Source organism: Jannaschia sp. R86511 (assembly GCF_042466345.1).
GTDB lineage: Bacteria > Actinomycetota > Actinomycetes > Actinomycetales > JBBAYJ01 > Aquipuribacter.
Window position 1 is genome coordinate 1 of sequence record NZ_JAXHCD010000001.1, and the last position, 15244, is coordinate 15244.

Consider the following 15244-nt stretch of genomic DNA (forward strand, 5'->3'; position numbering starts at 1 on the left):
GAGGATCGTCTGTGGGACGGTCGGCGCCGTGGCGGGCCTTGAGGCTACGGGCCGCTCACGGCCTCAGCAGGGGTTTCCTGCGCGACCCGTGCCTCTCACGTGCTCGGGGATCAGGTCGTGCCAGTCTTGCCGATCGTGGCGTCCTGGGCCCGGGTAGCAGCTGGCGAGGAGTGGGGTGGGGTGGCGTCGTCACTGAGGGCCTGCTGGTAGCCCTTCTCGTAGCCGGCGCGGTGTCGTTGGTCACCGTCCAGCCTGGCCGCGGTCTCGTAGCCGGTCTTGTATCCGTCGTCGTGACGCTGCTGCATCGCATCGGCGTAGCCCTCCGTGTAGCCGTCGTCCCATCGACTGCGCCCGCGCGGCGCGTTGACGCCGTTGTCGGGGGTGGCGCCGGCGACGTGTTTGCCGGGGGCCTCGATCTCTGCTGTTGGTGCGGGCGCGGTGGCGTCGGCCTCGGCCTCAGGTTGGTGAGTGCCTTCGATGGACAGTTGGGGCAGGATCCGGTCGAGCCAGCGGGGCAGCCACCAGTTGCTGCGTCCGAGCAGGTGCATGAGGGCCGGGACGACCGTGAGGCGGATGACGAGCGCGTCAAGCAGGACCGCGGCGGCGAGCCCGAGTCCGATGAGCTTGATGGTCCGTGAGTCACCGAAGATGAATGCGCCGAAGACGAACACCATGATCGAGGCGGCGGCGAGGATGACCTTGCTCACCTCGCCGTGGCCGATGCGGACTGCCTGTCGGTTGTCTCTCCGGGCTTGCCACTCCTCGGCGATCCGGCTGACGAGGAAGACCTGGTAGTCCATGGACAGCCCGAACAGCAGCGCGAACAGCACGATGGGGATGAACGGCTCGATCGGTCCGCCTTCTCCGACGCCGACGATGTCGGCGAGGTAGCCCCACTGGAAGACCGCGACGATCACCCCGAACGCTGCTGCGGCCGAGACCAGGTTCATCACCGCGCCCAGGAGCGGGATCATGAGGCTTCGGAAGGCGATGACGAGCAGCAGGACGGAGGCTCCGATGACGAGGCCGAAGAAGAGCGGCAGGTCGTCGGTGATCTCCTGGGCGAAGTCGTCGAAGGTCGCGGTGGCGCCGCCGACGTGGACCTCGACGCCTTGCGTCGACGCCTCCTCCGCGTAGGGGCCCCGGATCCGGTCGATGAGCTCGGACGTCGCCTCGTCCTGGGGGCTGGACTCGGGCACGACCTGCAGCAGGACCACGGGGGAGTCTGGGGCGGGCAAGGGCCCGATGACCTGCTGCACGGACTCGTCGGCCTGGAGGTCGCTGATCAGCCCGGCCACCGAAGGCGGCATCGGCGCGCTGCCAGGACCGCCTTCTGGAGGCTGGGTCGAGGCGTCACCGTCTCCGTCGGCCGTCGTGGTGGCCCCGGAGTAGTCGGCGGTGACGATGAGGGGGCCGTTGAAACCGGGTCCGAAGCCATCGGCGAGCAGGTCGTAAGCAACCTTCGTCGTCGTCCCGTCGGGATCGTTGCCCTGGTCGGCCACACCCAGACGAAGGTCCGCGACCGGGACGGCGAGGACTCCGAGGAACAGCACGCCCGCCGCGGCGGCCAGGACCGGCCGCCGGGCGACCCCTCTGGCCCAAGCCGCGAACCCCGCAGATGCGTGCTGGTCGATGCGATGTCCCTCGGCGAGCTTCCGACGCGCCCCGCGAGACAGCGTCCTCGCCCCCAGCAGACCAAGCAGCGCAGGCAGGAGGGTCACCGCGGCGAGCATGGTCGCCAGGACCGCGATACCTGCGCCGATCGCCAGTCCGTTGAGGAAGGTGATACCCGGCACGAGCACGCCGGCCAGGGCGATGACCACGGTCACGCCCGCGAAGACGACCGCCCGTCCCGAGGTCGTCATGGCGCGCATCACCGCATCCTGGACCGTGCTGCCGCTCAGCAGCTGTCCACGGAACCGGTTGACGATGAACAGTGCGTAGTCGATCCCGACCCCGAGCCCGAGCAGGACCCCCAGCACGGGCGCGACATCCGACACGGTCCACACGTTGCTCACCAGCGCGATGACGCCGAGCGCGAGGCCCAGGGCGGCGATCGCGGACGCGATGGGCAGCGACACCGCCACGAGGGACCCGAACGCGACGAACAGGACGACCGCGGCGAAGGCGATCCCCACGATCTCCGTGGCGCCGATCTCCGGGGCGCTCAGGCGTGCCACGCCTTGGCCGCCTATGGCCACGCTGACGTCCTCACCGACCGCCTCGTCGGCCTCGGCGACGAGGTCGGCGACCTCTTGGAGGTCTTCGCGCGGCAGCTCGGCGGCGATCCCGTCGTACTGAACGGTCGCGTAGGCGATGGTGCCGTCCTCGCTGATCTGCGTCTGAAGCTGAGCCGGCGGCAGCTGGTCGCTGCCGGGGGCCAGCGGGCCCCTCACGCCGCCGACTGTCTCGACCTCGCTGACCGCCGACAGCAGGGTCCGGATCTGCGCCGCAGTAGCGTCGTCAGCGAGGGCACCGTCCGGGACCTGCCACACGATGCGGTCGCTGTCTCCCGCGGCGTCGGGGAACTGCGACTCCAGTACGTCCAGCGCCGCCTGGGAGTCCGTGCCCTCCAGGGTGAACTCGTTGCGGTAGTCGCTGCCGACCTGCAGCGCCGCAACCTGTGCCCCCAAGATGCCCAGCACCCACACGACGATCACGAACCATGGTCGAGCGACGGCGAAGCGAGCCAGTACGGACATGCGAGACCATCCCAAGGAGAGAACCAGCGGTAGAGTCACCATGACTCACTTACTTGTCGGTCGTCAAGGAGGTAGATGATGGCCAGTCCGTCCCAGGACCACGATCAGGGCGGGACCCGCGGTCGGATCCTCGAGATCGCTCTGCGCAGGTTCACCGACCATGGCTACTCGGCCACCTCGATCCGGGACATCGCGGTGGAGCTCGGCGTGAGCAAGGCGGCCGTGTACTACCACTTCAAGGAGAAGGGGGAAATCCTCGAGAGCCTCGTCCAACCGGTGCTCAGCGGGGCCGACAGCCTGCTTTCCGCTGAACCGGAGCTGAGCACCCCCGCGGGCCGGCGCGACTTCGTGACCCAGCTGGTCGCACTCCTGTCGACGGTCGCTCCTCGAGTGGGAGTGATCAACGATCCCAGCGTGCTGGAGCATCTGTCCGAGCACGTTCAAGGATCCGGACTACCCGCCACCCTGGCTCACCGTTTCGCCGAGGGCCTGATCGCCGGTGGACAGTACAGCGATCCTTCCCATGCCCTGGTCCGGGCCGCCTGCGCCGTTGGGTGCCTGCCCACGGGAATGCGGACCTGGGTAGTGGCCCACGCACCCGTTGACACCATCGATGCCGACGGCCAACGCCTGCTCGTCGCCTGCGTGCTCGGTGCCCTGGGCGACCCCATCAGCAACTGAGCAGCCCCTACCAACCACGGGTCTGAGCAGTCGACCCCTCACTGACACCGCTGCCCTCCCGGCGGTCCGCCGACGCAAACACCCGGCTATGGAAGCCCCGAGCGCGCCGCCCGGTGGGGGATCGCTGACCGGCGACGCACGACCGTGGAGCTCGCGACGGAACGCCGGGACCGGATGCTGCGTCTCACGTGCACGCGTGTGCCGACGGCTACAAGCGGTTGTTGACCCCCAACTGAAGGGCGAGAGACCCACGCCAAGCGCTGGCACTGGGTGCCGACGGGGGCGCAGCTGGTCGGTCGATCAGCGGTGGCTGACTTGATCAGCTGGGAGAGCCCGATGCTGTTGTTGATAGCAGGGGTGTTGTGGCCATGGTGAGCCGGTCTCGTCCGGAGCGTTTGGACACGTACAGCGCGTCGTCGGAGCGGGCGAGGAGGGTATCCGAGCTGTCGATGCTGGTGTCGGTGGTCGACGCGCCGCCGAGGCTGGCCGTGACGGTGATGCAGGTGTCGGCGTGGGGGATGCGGATTGCTGCAACGGACTGTCTCATCCGCTCGCCGATGCGGTGGACGTCGTCGGTGCCGGCGCCGGGCATGAGGACGAGGAACTCCTCGCCGCCGGTCCTGATCAGGACGTCCCCTTCGCGCAGGACGGCTCGGACGGCTGTCGCGGTCTCGTGCAGCACGCGGTCGCCGGCAAGGTGGCCGTAGTCGTCGTTGATCGCCTTGAAGTGGTCGAGGTCGAGGGACAGCACTCCGACGTGGCTGTCGCCCCGTGCGGCGCGCGCCCATTCCTCGGCGAGGCGTTCGGAGCCGAAGCGCCGGTTGTATGCACCAGTGAGAGGGTCGACAACGGCGAGACGCTGGAACCGTTCGTGCGTCAGCACGTTGTTCAGGGCGACTGCGACGGGCGTGGCGAACGATCGCAGCAGTCGCGTCGCTTCAGCGGACGGCGGGACCTGGAAGGCCAGGACGATCACCCCGACCGGGTTGTTGTGGAAACGCAACGGCTGGACGACGACTCGAGCGGGTCGGAAGTCCACCAGCGTGGCCGTGATCTGGACGTCGGCAGCGATGTCCAGGAATACCAACTCCTCGGTCGCCATCGCCGCCATGACGGCCATGTCCTGGTTGAGCGCGAGCCCCGCAAGACAGTGGGTGGCGGCGAGGTCGAGCTGGCCGTCGCGGACGACGCCGAAGACGCCGGCCGCAGCCTTCACGTGAGTGAGCACGGCCTTTAGGGTCGAGGGAGCGAACTCCTCGAGCTCCAAGTGCCGGGACAAGGTCTGGCCCATGTCGGTGCTCGCCTGCTGGATCTGGCGAGATGCGGCCAGCGAGGACACCAGCTCGTTGAACGACCTGGCTGCGGTCCCCAGCTCGTCGTCGGAGTCCACGGGAAGGTTGCACTCCTCGGGGGTGCAACGGCCCCAGTCCCCGCTCCACGCGGCGTCGCGGATCACGGCGCTGACGTACTGCATCTGTTGGGAGAGGCCCGTCAGGCGACGGCCAACCACACGTCGGGCGAGAACATGATTCAACAAGGCCAGCAGCACCCCGGCGATCACGCAGGCCAGCACGAACGCTGGGCGAAGCGTCAACGGGGCAGGGACCCCGATCAGGATCAGGACCAGCGGGAATGCCGAACCGACCACGAGGCCCAGTCCGAGCATCCACAAGTGTCTCGCCCCGGGATTGATGGAGGCTCTCAATCCACGGAGGATGAGAGCCATGGCAGCACCACGGAAGTACCCCGACGAGCTGCGGGAGCGGGCCATCAGGCTGACCGTCGACGCCCGGAAGGACCCGGCGAGCAGGCCGGGTGCGTGCAGGCGGATCGGCGAGCAGCTGGGCATCAACCCGGAGACGCTGCGGGGCTGGGTCACCCAGGTCGAGGTCGACGAGGGCGCCCGCGCGGGCACGACGACGACCGACGCGCAACGGCTGAGCGAGCTGGAGCGTGAGGTCAAGGAGCTGCGCCGGACGAACGCGATCCTGCGCAGCGCGTCGGCTTTCTTCGCGGCGGAGCTCGACCGCCCACAGCGGTGATCGTCGACTACATCGACGCCCACAAGACCGAGCACGGGGTCGAGCCGATCTGCACCGCCCTGACCGAGGCCGGCGTCACGATCGCCCCGAGCACCTACTACGCCGCCAAGGTCCGGCCACCCTCGCAGCGCAGCCGTCAGGACGCGGTCACGACCGAGGCCATCCGCACGCTGCACGCGCTCAACTACGGCGTCTACGGAGCGAAGAAGGTGCATGCGGAGCTGCGTCGGGAAGGTCACGTCGTCGACCGCGGCGACGGGCCCCGACCGGTCGCCCGCTGCACCGTCGAACGGCTCATGCGCGCCGCTGGGCTGCGCGGGATCACGCGCGCCAAGGGTCCGCGCACGACCGTCCCCGGCGACGGCCCGGACACCCGACCAGACCTCGTGCAGCGGGCGTTCACCGCGACGGCCCCGAACCAGCTCTGGGTCGCCGACATCACGTACTGCCGCACCTTCACCGGCTGGGTCTACGCAGCGTTCGTCATCGATGTCTTCAGTCGCCGGGTCGTGGGCTGGCAGCTGTCGAAGAACCTTCGCACCGACCTCGCCCTGGACGCCTTGGAGATGGGGATCTGGACACGCCAGCACGCCGGCCAGGACGTCACCGGCCTGACCCACCACAGCGACAAGGGCGTCCAGTACGTCGCTGTTCGCTACACCCAGCGCCTCGCCGAGGCCGGCGCCGTCGCCTCGGTCGGGTCCACTGGGGACTCGTATGACAATGCCCTGGCCGAGGCGTTCAACTCCCTCTTCAAGGCCGAGCTGGTCCGGAACAAGGGCCCCTGGAAGTCCATCGACGACCTCGAGATCGCCGTCGCGGAGTACATCGACTGGTTCAACCACCGGCGCCTGCACGGCGAGATCGGCCTCGTCCCACCCGCCGAGCTCGAGGCACAGCACGAGGCCGCCCATGGGTCTCAGATCGACACGCAGGACCGTCCCAACCTCGCCCCGACTACCGTCGAGGCGTCAGTTCCGAGCCTCCACTGAACCCGGGGCGAGACAGTAGACCGTTCAAGCTCCAAGTGACCTCGGCGTCCCGCTACACCATGTTCGACCGGCTTGGTCTGATTCACTGACGCCGTGTCGAACCGGGGGGTGCTGGCCTATCCGTCGTTCGTACGCTTGTGGCTCGCTGGCACCGTGTCCTGGCTGGGCACCTTCAGTTTCGGCCTGACCCTGCAGCTGCTTCTGATCCAGACCCTGTCTGCCAACCAGGCGGAGATCGGGTTCGTACGCTCGGCGCAGTGGGCGCCGGCCCTGGCGATGGGTCTACTGGCGGGGGTGCTGACAGACCGGATGCGCCGTCGACCGGTGCTGATCGCGTCCGACACCGTCACGGCACTGGCGACCGGGGCGATCGGGGCCTTGGCAGTGACCGGGTTGCTGACGGTTCCCGTGCTGGGCGTTCTGGTGGCCCTCGTCGGGGCCGCATCGATGTTCTTCCATGCCGCCCACCAGTCCTACTTGCCGCGACTCGTGCCTATGGAGTCGCTCCCGTTAGCCAACTCGCGCATCGAGCAGAGCATGACGGCGGCCGAGGCGGTCGGCCCTCTGTTGGGTGGTGCCCTCGTCAGGTTCTTCTCCGCCCCCGTGGCCATCCTGTTCAACGCGGGCAGCAAGGCCGTCTCGGCTGTCCTCATGGCCACGATCCGGGTGGAGGAGCCTGTTCCGCGGCGGCAGCCCGACCGTCACCTCTGGCGTGAGATGAGAGAGGGCGGGTCGTGGGTGTACCGCCATCGGGTGCTCGCCCCGTACGCGGTGTCGCTGCACCTGTGGTTCTTCTTCAACTCAGCGATCATGACGATCTTCGTCTTCCACGCGACGGAGGAGCTCGGCCTGGACGCGCTCACGGTCGGCCTCGTCCTCTCCTGCGCCGGGGTGAGCGGCGTGGTCGGTGCTGGGCTCGCGCCACGAGCGGCCGAGCGCTTCGGCCTCGGCCGCGTGTGCGTGCTCGCGGACTGGCTGCATCCTCTGGCGTTCCTGTTCCTGCTGACTGCCCCGCCGGGCCCCATCGGCGCCGTCCTGCTGGTGATCGGACAGCTGATCTATGGGCTGGGGGCCGGGCTCGAGGGTCCTCTCGACATGAGCTACCGCAACGCAGTCACCCCCGACCGGCTGCGGGCCCGGATGAACGGCACCATCCGTTCCCTCAACTGGGGCTCCATCGCCGTGGCCGCGCCTCTGGCCGGCCTGTTGGCGACCGCGTACGGCAACCGCCCCGTCATCGCCGTCGGCATCCTCGGGCTCGTGGCCGCGGCCCTGATCCTCACCTTCTCGCCCTTCCGGACCGCCGCCATGCCGAGCGCCTACGCATAGCTCCTGCGACCTGCCCAGGCGGGTCGAACGACACAGCCATCACGCCGCTGACGAACCCGACCAGGCTCATCGAACGAGTCGTGCCGATAGACGACCCTCTACCGGACGCCCCCGGGCTGGCCTCCGAGGTGCCGTCGCCTCGTCAAAGGCCGTCCCGATAGGCCCGTCCGGTCTGCAGTTCCGCTCAACCGCGTCATCCGGAGCCCGGCCAGCAGCACAGCCGGAGAACGCGCATCGCTCTGGACCTAGCGGCCGAGCTCCACCTGCTGCTCACGGACGGCTGGCGCGGCGGCGGTGGTGGTGGACGCTCTCGTGGACGGGACTGTGACGGCGCCCCTAGCCGGCCGCGCCTGTGACACGTCGGCGGACATGACGGCGGCGACCGACTCGGGGTCCTGTCCCTGCTCGGTCAAGCGAGCGGCCCGCTCCTGGCGCCGGGCGGGGCTGTCGTACTCGAGCCCGTCGCCTTGCGCGCCGTCCGCGAGGATGCGCCCGGCCTCGGTCCTCTCCGCAGCACCTTCCGACCCTGCTGCGTCTCGACCTGCCTCGCTGCGTAGCTCACCGGAACGATCGGGCCGGCTGTTCAGCTGGTCGACGTTGACGCCGTACCGCTGCTGAACCTGGCGCTGGATGACGGCGGCCGCGGCGGCGGCCTGGGGGTCAACCCCCTGCCACGTCACGGCGACCTGGAGCGCGTCGCTGATCTGCTTCGTGGTGGCCGTCTCCCACCAGGCGTCGCGCTCGACCAGCGCGAGCTGCGCCCGCGCGGCGGCACGCTCCGCCGCCAGGCGAGCCTGCACCTCCCGCGCCTCGTCGTCGGCCAGAGCGCGTGCCTCGCCGGCGGCCTGCTCCCTTGCACGGGCCAGCCTCTCCCCCACCTGACCGGCAAGCGTCAGCGCCACCCGCGCACCGCCGTCCATGACGTCGTTCACCCCATCGCTGTCCTGAGACATCGTCCGTTCCCCTCCCTGAGTCCGTCGCCGGCGCGGTCGCGCCGACTCCCCTGCTGGCCCGTCCGGCGGGCCCTTACCGCTCGACCTCGCTCGTCGACGCCGCCGGCGACACGACCGGCCGCCGCGGCCGCGTGCTGTCCGGTGCGGTCGGTGCCTTGGTCGGTACGGGCGAACCCGGCGCGCGTGCCGGCGCGGTCTCCACCGGAGCCATCCCGGCCCGGGCCAACCGCACCAGCTCGGCGTCCGCCGCCACCGCTTCCGGGACATCCCTGACCCGAGAGACCTCGGTGCCGGGGCGTGGTGCGGGCAGGCCGGCCTGGACCAGGCGCAGCTGTTCCCGGGCCACCGCGGCGATCTGCGCCGCGCGCTGCGCCTCGCCCGTCGCCCGGTGCGCGTCGTGGATCGCCTTGGCCAGGTTCATCAGATGCCGCAGCAGGATTGCTTGGGCGACGGTCCCCTGTCCCCCGCGCGCGAGAGACGCCAGCAGGAGGGTCGTGCCCTTCACCGCGGACACCGACGTCGCGCGTCGTGCGTGCACCTCACCGGCTCGCAGGTGCGCCGACCGGGCAATCGTCTGCGCGGCCTCGGCCAACGGACCGGGGGTGTCCTCGACCCGCACAGACCACGCCGCGAACGCGCCGGCGGTCTCGTGCGCGACGTGCGCCCACGTCGCCCGGTCCGACACCGGCACCTGCCGCAGCTGCTCCCGCAGCGCGGCGATGCCCTGCCCGTACTCCTGCCACAGCTCCGGCGCCGGCTCCTGCGTCTCCCGACCCGGCATGACCGGCCGCGCGCCACGGCGGCCGGCGTTCCACTCCGCCACCGCCTCGCTCGCACCGCTCGGGGTGTCCGGCCACTCCCGCCGCAACCGCGGCAGGCTCAAGTCCTTGTCCAGGTGCCCGCCGCCGTACCAAACCGGCCGCTCCCCCACCGCGCCCCGCGCACCACTGGCGCTCACCCGCAGCGCGACCGAGTAGCCCGCCACGACGTCGTCGCGGCCAGCCGCGAACCGAGGCCGCACCAGCAGCCCAGCGCGCCGCAGCCGACGCACGAACTCCGCCTCGTCCGCCGCAGCCCCCGCGTGCGCACGGACCGCCCGCGCCAACGCCACCCGCGCCGGCTCCACGTCACCGCGGCGCTGGGCCGTGGCGACCTCCGCCGGCTTCACCCCCCGCGCGCCTCGCGCCGCCGTGCGGGACTCCAGCACCTCCAGGCCGTGCTTGCGCTCGAGCTCCCCGGCGACGCGCTGCGCGGTGCGTCGGTCGTTCCACACCGACGCCTTGGTGCCGTCCTCCCGAACCAGGGACACGGCGATGTGCACGTGGTCGTTGCCGTTGGTCGACACCCCGTGCCGCACCGCCACCCACCGGCACCCCGCCCGACCGACCATCTCGCCGTGCTCGTCCTGACGGGTGTCGTCGGAGAACCCCATCCCGTCGACGAACTCGTGGGCGATGGCCGCCCACTTCTCATCGCTCAGCAGCCCCTCCTCCGCCCGCAAGCTCAGCGAGCAGTGCCACACCGACCCACCCGCCACCTCCACCCCGAACAGCCGCCGCGGATGGTCCAGCTCCGCCGCGATCGCCAACGCCGTCGACCGGTCCAGGACCGCGTCGTCGTGCCACGCCATCACCGCCGGATCACCGGCGACCAGGTGCGGCTCCGTGTGCTCGTTCGCACGGCCCGGGCCCTGCAGGTAGGCCATCAGGCCACCCATCCGCTCCCCCCGGGTGATGTTCGGCATCACGGGCGGGCCAACGCATCCGCGGCCGCGTCAATGCGAGGCACCAGCCGCCGCACCGCCCGCAACGTCGCCGCCGCTTCCTCCGGGAACTCCTCACCGGAGTTGGCGTGCTTCGCCAGCTGGTTGACGTTGTTCGACACCGCCGCCAGCAACCGACGTACAGCCAGCAGCTCCGCGATGACCGCCCGCCGCTCCGTGGACGACTCCCCCGACCTGCTCGTGGCGGCCTCGACGAGCAGACGCGGCACCGTGACGCCCTGGGCCAGGGCGAGCTGCACCAAGACCGCCTCTTCTTCCGGCGTCACCTTCACCCGGTGGGAGTGCTGCCGGCCCCCGGGCTCGTTGGCCCGTCGACGTCGGAACCTCGACGTCGACGCGCTCCTCGGCGTCTCGCTCATCGTCGTCCTCCCGGCCCAGCGCAGCGCCCCCCGTTCGCGGGGGTGCACACCAGTGTGCTCACTCAGTCGCGTGGCGTCCACCGCCAACGCCCGTTTAGGGCACCTAAACTTATAGCTTGCTCCGCTCAAAAGCGTTCGGGGGTTCTGTCCCCACCCGCTCGTGCTCCCGGGTATCCACAACACGGCCCTTCGGCGTCTGGCGCGGGGCGGCCATCACTTCGTACGGTGACACCCATGACCACATCCCTCGACACCGACCGCATCGCAGCTGCCGCCCGCGCCCTGCTCGACGACAAGGTCACTGCCGTGCGCACCCTCGCTGAGGCCCGCCAGAAGCGCGAGGACGCCCGCTCTGCCCTGTCAGACGCCGAGCGTGGCGACACCACCGCCTACACGGCCGCCCTCAAGGCCGGCTGGACCACAGACGAGCTCAAGCGGGTCGGCCTCGACGCACCGAGCAAGCGAGCCCCCGGCCGCCCTCGAAGCAACCGCCGCGGCGCCGCGGCATCCACCTCTACTGCGCCGACATCGACGTCGGACGACACCGCTGCCGGCTGAACCTTCCGCGGTCCCGACCACGGCTGGGCACGTGTGGTGGTGTCTCACCGTCGCCCGGTCGACCGGAGGTCACCACGGCCGGCGGCGGCACCGCTGCGCTCTACGGAGGCACCCCAAGATCCTTCGAAACCGTACTCCGCTTCGCTCCGCTCGAAGCATCTTGAGGCCCCACCTCCTCCGGCCACCACCACCCGTGGTCAGGCTGCGCCTCGCCCGAACGACGGTGAGACCAGCACCCCCCTCAAGATCGCCACCCTGCCGGGCCCCCTCAGCACGTGAACCCGACGCCTGACGGCGTCGGAACAGCCGGGGCTCCGCCCCCCACCCCCGGCCCTCACTCCGGTGAGGCAGAAGGACCGCACGAACGACAGGCGCCGACACGACAGGTACCGACGACGAGGAGACGCCATGAGCACCGCCGAGCCGACACCGATCCCGACCCAGACACCGCCGCCCGCACTGTCGCGCGCGCTGAATCTGCTCGACGGGCTGATCCTGCGCACCGACGTGCCGACAGCTGTCCGTATCCGGCTGGGTGAGGTGTTCGAGGACCTGGTCGACGTCCGCCCGCTTTACCCCCCGACGACAGCCACCGACTCCGAGGGACGGCCGTGGCCTGCCGTGGCCCACGAGGTCGTGGAGGCGCTGCGCGAGCTCGTCACCCAGCCCGGCCCCGACACACCCCCCGCGGTCGTCCTCCGCCATGCCCTGGCAGTGCGCGCTCTGCGCGACGCGGTCCGTGCCGACGGCTCCCCGGACTCCCCGAGCGCGACCCCGTGAGTAGTCCGACGGCCGCGAACCGGCCCGACGTCTGGACCCAGGCCTGGCACGCCGTCGGGCATCGCGTCGCCGGCCTGCTCGACCACCACGAACCCGTCACCCCGGACGCCCTTCCGCTGGTCGTGGCCAGTCACGCCGCGACCGTGCGGCTGCTCGTCGCTGTGCACCGCGACCTCACCCACCGCCAGGGGAAGGTCAAGGAGGAATGGCTGACGCTGCGCCAGCTCGAGGCCAACCCCGTCCAAGCTCTCGGCGCCGCCCTGGAACGACACCCCTCCACCCCCGGCGTCGCGCTTTCCGACGTCCTCACCACCAACCCGGCACCCGGGCCCACCCGGCTCTGGCACGACCTCGCCCGCGCCGCAATGGTCGCTCACCAGCAGTGGGCCAACGCCGCACCCGAGTCGCGACCTCGTCACCACCAGGCGTGGTCCGTCATGGCCGACGTCGCGGCCATCGGCCAGGGCCTCGCCGTGCTCGACGCCGACATCTCCGCCGCAGCCACCCGCATGCCCGCCGCGGTCCAGGCCCAGCTCAACGTCGCCCCCGGTGTGCTGTCCGACCGTTACGCCGGCGCCGCCACCCAGGGACTGCGCGCGGCCGGTGAACGGACCCGCCACCTCGCCGAACAAGGACCCCTGCCCGATGTCGCTCCCCTGCGTCATCCCCGGACCCGGCCCGAGGCCGTCCGTGCTCCGGTGCACGTCCCCCTCGCCCAGGAGGCGGTCGTCGAGCTGCTCGGCCGGGCCGGCGTCATTGCCCCCCGCGACGTTGTCCTGCTCGCTCAGGCCCAAGCCACCCTCAGCGAGCACGCCGCCCGCCTCACCACCAACCCCGACGTCGCGGCCGCCGCCCGGCGGCACGCCGCGGTGCTGGCCGGCGCCGCCAGCCGCCAGCTGGCCACCATCGAACCCACCAGCGACTCCCGCGCCATCGAACAGACCCGCGCCTTGCTGCACTACGTCGCGAAGATCCCACCCACACACCCCGACGCCGGACGGATCGCCGCGGCCATCGCCCGCAGCCAACCCCACGTCGTCGACGCGCTCCACCGCACCGGCCGCCAGCAGCTCGGCACCGGCGCGTGGCTGGTCCCCAACCCCAACGAGCGCGCCACCACCGCCATCTGGGTCCGGCAGACCTCCGGCCCCAGCACGCAACCAGGTACGCCGCCCGCGGTGCAGCCCGAACTCATGAACCGCCTCGTCGACGCCCGCCCCCACGCCCACACCCTCGCCCAGACCGCCGGCGTCAACCCGTTCCCTGACACCGCGGCCGCCGTCGCGCTGGCCACCGCCCGCCAGGGACTGCCACCGCGCTACGCCGTCCACCCACCGGCGTTTCCCCGGGCCACCGAACGCCCGGCCGCTCCCTCACGAACTCCCCGCTCCACCGACCTGGAACGGTGACCCTCGACCTCTCCTCCGCGAAGCACTCAGGTGCGAGGATTGGGATCGCGGTGCGGGCACGAAGCGTCCGCCCGGGCCCCCTACCCCCCAGGTGTGGCTAGGCGGGCAGGCACGGCCCGCACCGCCACCATGAGCGTCAGGGTTCCCCTTCGAGCTCCGCCGACGACCTCACCACCGGCGGCATCATCGCCGCCCTCGCCGTGGCGGCGGTCACCCTTGGCGGCGCCATCCTCGGCGGGCTCGCCGGGACCCAGCCGGGCGTTCAGTGTCAACTGACTCGGCCTCGGGCCGACTGGTCTGATCCGGGCCCACCCGATGGGGCGACACGCGTTCGTGGCGGCCTGAGTTGGTCCCACCGCCGTGGCTTTGTCGATCCGGACCGTACGGCCCGTAACGGGAACACGGTGCGCAGCGAGGCGGGCGTTGGACCGCCCGACCGTGCCGGCGTGAGGAGCCACAGCCAGCGTCAAAGCGGAGCGGGTGACACCGGTCATCCGCCGACTCTCGGATCAGGTCCGTCCACACTGGATCGGACACGCTCTGGCGCCCGGGCGCGCAGCACGACGGCGTGCGGTCGGACGCCAGGGCGTAACGACTCGTGGGCCACGACTCGACAGCGGTCCGCGACGCGGCTAGACATATCGGGCGGGTCCTTTCTGGGCCTGGGCCATTACCGCGCTTCAGCATTGAGGCGCTCCCGCCCGCGACGAGGGCTGCCCATGACCGTGCCGATCACTGCGTGCTCACCTACCCGCACCCCACCCGACGAGCAGGGTGCGGTGCGCGTGCACCGGGGTGACCCGGACGCCGGTGACTTGTTCCTACGTCTGTCGCTGGCGCGTGATCCGCGTGCCCGTGAAGAACTGGTGGAGGAGCTCGTGCGGCTCCATCTGCCCGCCGCGCGGTCGATGGCGGCCCGCTACCGGGACCGCGGCGTTCCTACCGAAGACCTGATGCAGATCGCTGCCCTGGGGCTGGTGAAGGCGGTGCGGGGCTACGACTGCGGCCATGGGACCTCGTTCATGGGCTACGCCATCCCCACCATCACCGGGGAGATCAAGCGCTACTTCCGTGACAGCGGGTGGGTTGTGCGACCGACCCGCCGCCTGCAGGAGCTACGCCCTCGCATCGCGCGGGCCACCGACGAGCTCTCCCAGGACCTTTACCGGGCCCCGACGATCAACGAGCTGGCGGGGCACCTGGGCGCCGCGGTGGACGACGTGATCGAGGCGGTGACATCGGGCAGCGGGTACAGCGCGGTCTCCCTGGACGCTCCGCCCAACGGGGAGCACAGCACGTGGGCCAATCTGGTTCCCGACACCGACACCGACCTCAGTAGCGCTCCGGACCGCCTGACACTGCAGGCGCTGCTCGTGGAACTGCCGCCCAGGGAGCGCCGGATCCTGGCGCTGCGGTTCTTCGCGAACAAGACACAGACCGAGATTGGCGTCGAGATCGGCCTCTCGCAGATGCAGGTCTCGCGGCTGCTGAGCGGGGCGTTGAAGCGGCTGAGGGAGGGCATGACGGCCGACGTGTGAGCTGCCCTAGCTGTAGCCCGTCGCGAGCCGCAGCACGGTGGAGTCGCTGGACACCGGGGTCCTTGTGTGCGAGAAGCAGACCGGACACGTGTCCCACGTGCGAGCAGTAGGTTGCGCA

Annotated in this window: 12 protein-coding genes and 1 other annotated feature; of the genes, 7 read left to right on the top strand and 5 right to left on the bottom strand. The window is 70.8% G+C overall.

Translation table 11 applies throughout. The features are described from left to right. Positions 1 to 110: 110 nt before the first annotated feature. Positions 111 to 2702 carry an MMPL family transporter gene (locus tag SJY06_RS00005; RefSeq protein ID WP_380163348.1) on the bottom strand — a complete coding sequence of 864 codons (2592 nt, stop codon included), beginning with the start codon at positions 2700 to 2702 and terminating at the stop codon, positions 111 to 113. A 75-nt stretch (positions 2703 to 2777) separates the two neighbouring features. Between SJY06_RS00005 and SJY06_RS00010 the strand changes: the two genes are divergently transcribed. Beyond that, entirely contained in the window at positions 2778 to 3383 is a 606-nt protein-coding gene (locus SJY06_RS00010) for a TetR/AcrR family transcriptional regulator (RefSeq protein WP_380163349.1), read from the top strand. A 319-nt stretch (positions 3384 to 3702) separates the two neighbouring features. Here the strand turns inward: SJY06_RS00010 and SJY06_RS00015 are convergent, their stop codons facing one another. Beyond that, a complete protein-coding gene (locus SJY06_RS00015) occupies positions 3703 to 5049 on the bottom strand; it encodes a diguanylate cyclase (RefSeq protein ID WP_380163350.1) in 1347 nt (448 codons plus the stop codon). A gap of 58 nt (positions 5050 to 5107) precedes the next feature. On the opposite strand from SJY06_RS00015, the gene SJY06_RS00020 reads away from it, so the two are divergent. Together SJY06_RS00020 and SJY06_RS00025 are read left to right on the top strand one after the other, a co-directional pair. Next, positions 5108 to 6417 (top strand): IS3 family transposase gene (locus SJY06_RS00020; protein ID WP_380163351.1). Its coding sequence is split into 2 segments (ribosomal slippage): positions 5108 to 5387 and positions 5387 to 6417, totalling 1311 coding nucleotides; the frame shifts between segments, so codons are not numbered across the junction. Beyond that, positions 5386 to 5514: a sequence feature (AL1L pseudoknot), on the top strand. Its footprint overlaps the gene before it by 129 nt. A gap of 93 nt (positions 6418 to 6510) precedes the next feature. Then, positions 6511 to 7746, top strand: coding sequence for an MFS transporter (locus SJY06_RS00025; RefSeq protein WP_380163352.1), 1236 nt, complete (start codon positions 6511 to 6513; stop codon positions 7744 to 7746). A 245-nt stretch (positions 7747 to 7991) separates the two neighbouring features. Here the strand turns inward: SJY06_RS00025 and SJY06_RS00030 are convergent, their stop codons facing one another. The 3 genes from SJY06_RS00030 to SJY06_RS00040 all read right to left on the bottom strand — a co-directional run bounded on the left by SJY06_RS00030 (position 7992) and on the right by SJY06_RS00040 (position 10841). Continuing rightward, on the bottom strand, positions 7992 to 8678 hold the full coding sequence (locus tag SJY06_RS00030) for a hypothetical protein (RefSeq protein ID WP_380163354.1): 687 nt from the start codon (positions 8676 to 8678) through the stop codon (positions 7992 to 7994). Between the two features lie 94 nt (positions 8679 to 8772). After that, the gene (locus tag SJY06_RS00035) at positions 8773 to 10443 is read right to left on the bottom strand and encodes a relaxase/mobilization nuclease domain-containing protein (RefSeq protein ID WP_380163356.1); all 1671 of its coding nucleotides are present in this window, start codon (positions 10441 to 10443) and stop codon (positions 8773 to 8775) included. Beyond that, positions 10443 to 10841: a MobC family plasmid mobilization relaxosome protein gene (locus tag SJY06_RS00040; RefSeq protein WP_380163358.1), complete on the bottom strand. Its 399-nt coding sequence runs from the start codon at positions 10839 to 10841 to the stop codon at positions 10443 to 10445. The genes SJY06_RS00035 and SJY06_RS00040 overlap by 1 nt, the downstream gene beginning before the upstream one ends. Before the next feature lie 234 nt (positions 10842 to 11075). Here SJY06_RS00040 and SJY06_RS00045 point away from each other — a divergent pair, with 234 nt between their 5' ends. The 4 genes from SJY06_RS00045 to SJY06_RS00060 all read left to right on the top strand — a co-directional run bounded on the left by SJY06_RS00045 (position 11076) and on the right by SJY06_RS00060 (position 15126). Continuing rightward, on the top strand, positions 11076 to 11399 hold the full coding sequence (locus SJY06_RS00045; protein ID WP_380163360.1) for a hypothetical protein: 324 nt from the start codon (positions 11076 to 11078) through the stop codon (positions 11397 to 11399). 408 nt (positions 11400 to 11807) lie between these two features. Then, positions 11808 to 12179, top strand: coding sequence for a hypothetical protein (locus SJY06_RS00050; RefSeq protein WP_380163362.1), 372 nt, complete (start codon positions 11808 to 11810; stop codon positions 12177 to 12179). Further along, positions 12176 to 13588, top strand: coding sequence for a hypothetical protein (locus tag SJY06_RS00055; RefSeq protein WP_380163364.1), 1413 nt, complete (start codon positions 12176 to 12178; stop codon positions 13586 to 13588). The genes SJY06_RS00050 and SJY06_RS00055 overlap by 4 nt, the downstream gene beginning before the upstream one ends. A 719-nt stretch (positions 13589 to 14307) precedes the next feature. Continuing rightward, positions 14308 to 15126: a SigB/SigF/SigG family RNA polymerase sigma factor gene (locus SJY06_RS00060; protein WP_380163366.1), complete on the top strand. Its 819-nt coding sequence runs from the start codon at positions 14308 to 14310 to the stop codon at positions 15124 to 15126. Positions 15127 to 15244 lie beyond the last annotated feature (118 nt).

Bases quoted from the DNA above. Each gene is read 5' to 3' on its own strand.
- SJY06_RS00005 (WP_380163348.1), bottom strand. From the start codon at position 2,702: ATGTCCGTACTGGCTCGCTTCGCCGTCGCTCGACCATGGTTCGTGATC.
- SJY06_RS00045 (WP_380163360.1), top strand. From the start codon at position 11,076: ATGACCACATCCCTCGACACCGACCGCATCGCAGCTGCCGCCCGCGCC.
- SJY06_RS00050 (WP_380163362.1), top strand. From the start codon at position 11,808: ATGAGCACCGCCGAGCCGACACCGATCCCGACCCAGACACCGCCGCCC.
- SJY06_RS00035 (WP_380163356.1), bottom strand. From the start codon at position 10,443: ATGCCGAACATCACCCGGGGGGAGCGGATGGGTGGCCTGATGGCCTAC.
- SJY06_RS00040 (WP_380163358.1), bottom strand. From the start codon at position 10,841: ATGAGCGAGACGCCGAGGAGCGCGTCGACGTCGAGGTTCCGACGTCGA.
- SJY06_RS00015 (WP_380163350.1), bottom strand. From the start codon at position 5,049: ATGCTCGGACTGGGCCTCGTGGTCGGTTCGGCATTCCCGCTGGTCCTG.
- SJY06_RS00060 (WP_380163366.1), top strand. From the start codon at position 14,308: ATGACCGTGCCGATCACTGCGTGCTCACCTACCCGCACCCCACCCGAC.
- SJY06_RS00010 (WP_380163349.1), top strand. From the start codon at position 2,778: ATGATGGCCAGTCCGTCCCAGGACCACGATCAGGGCGGGACCCGCGGT.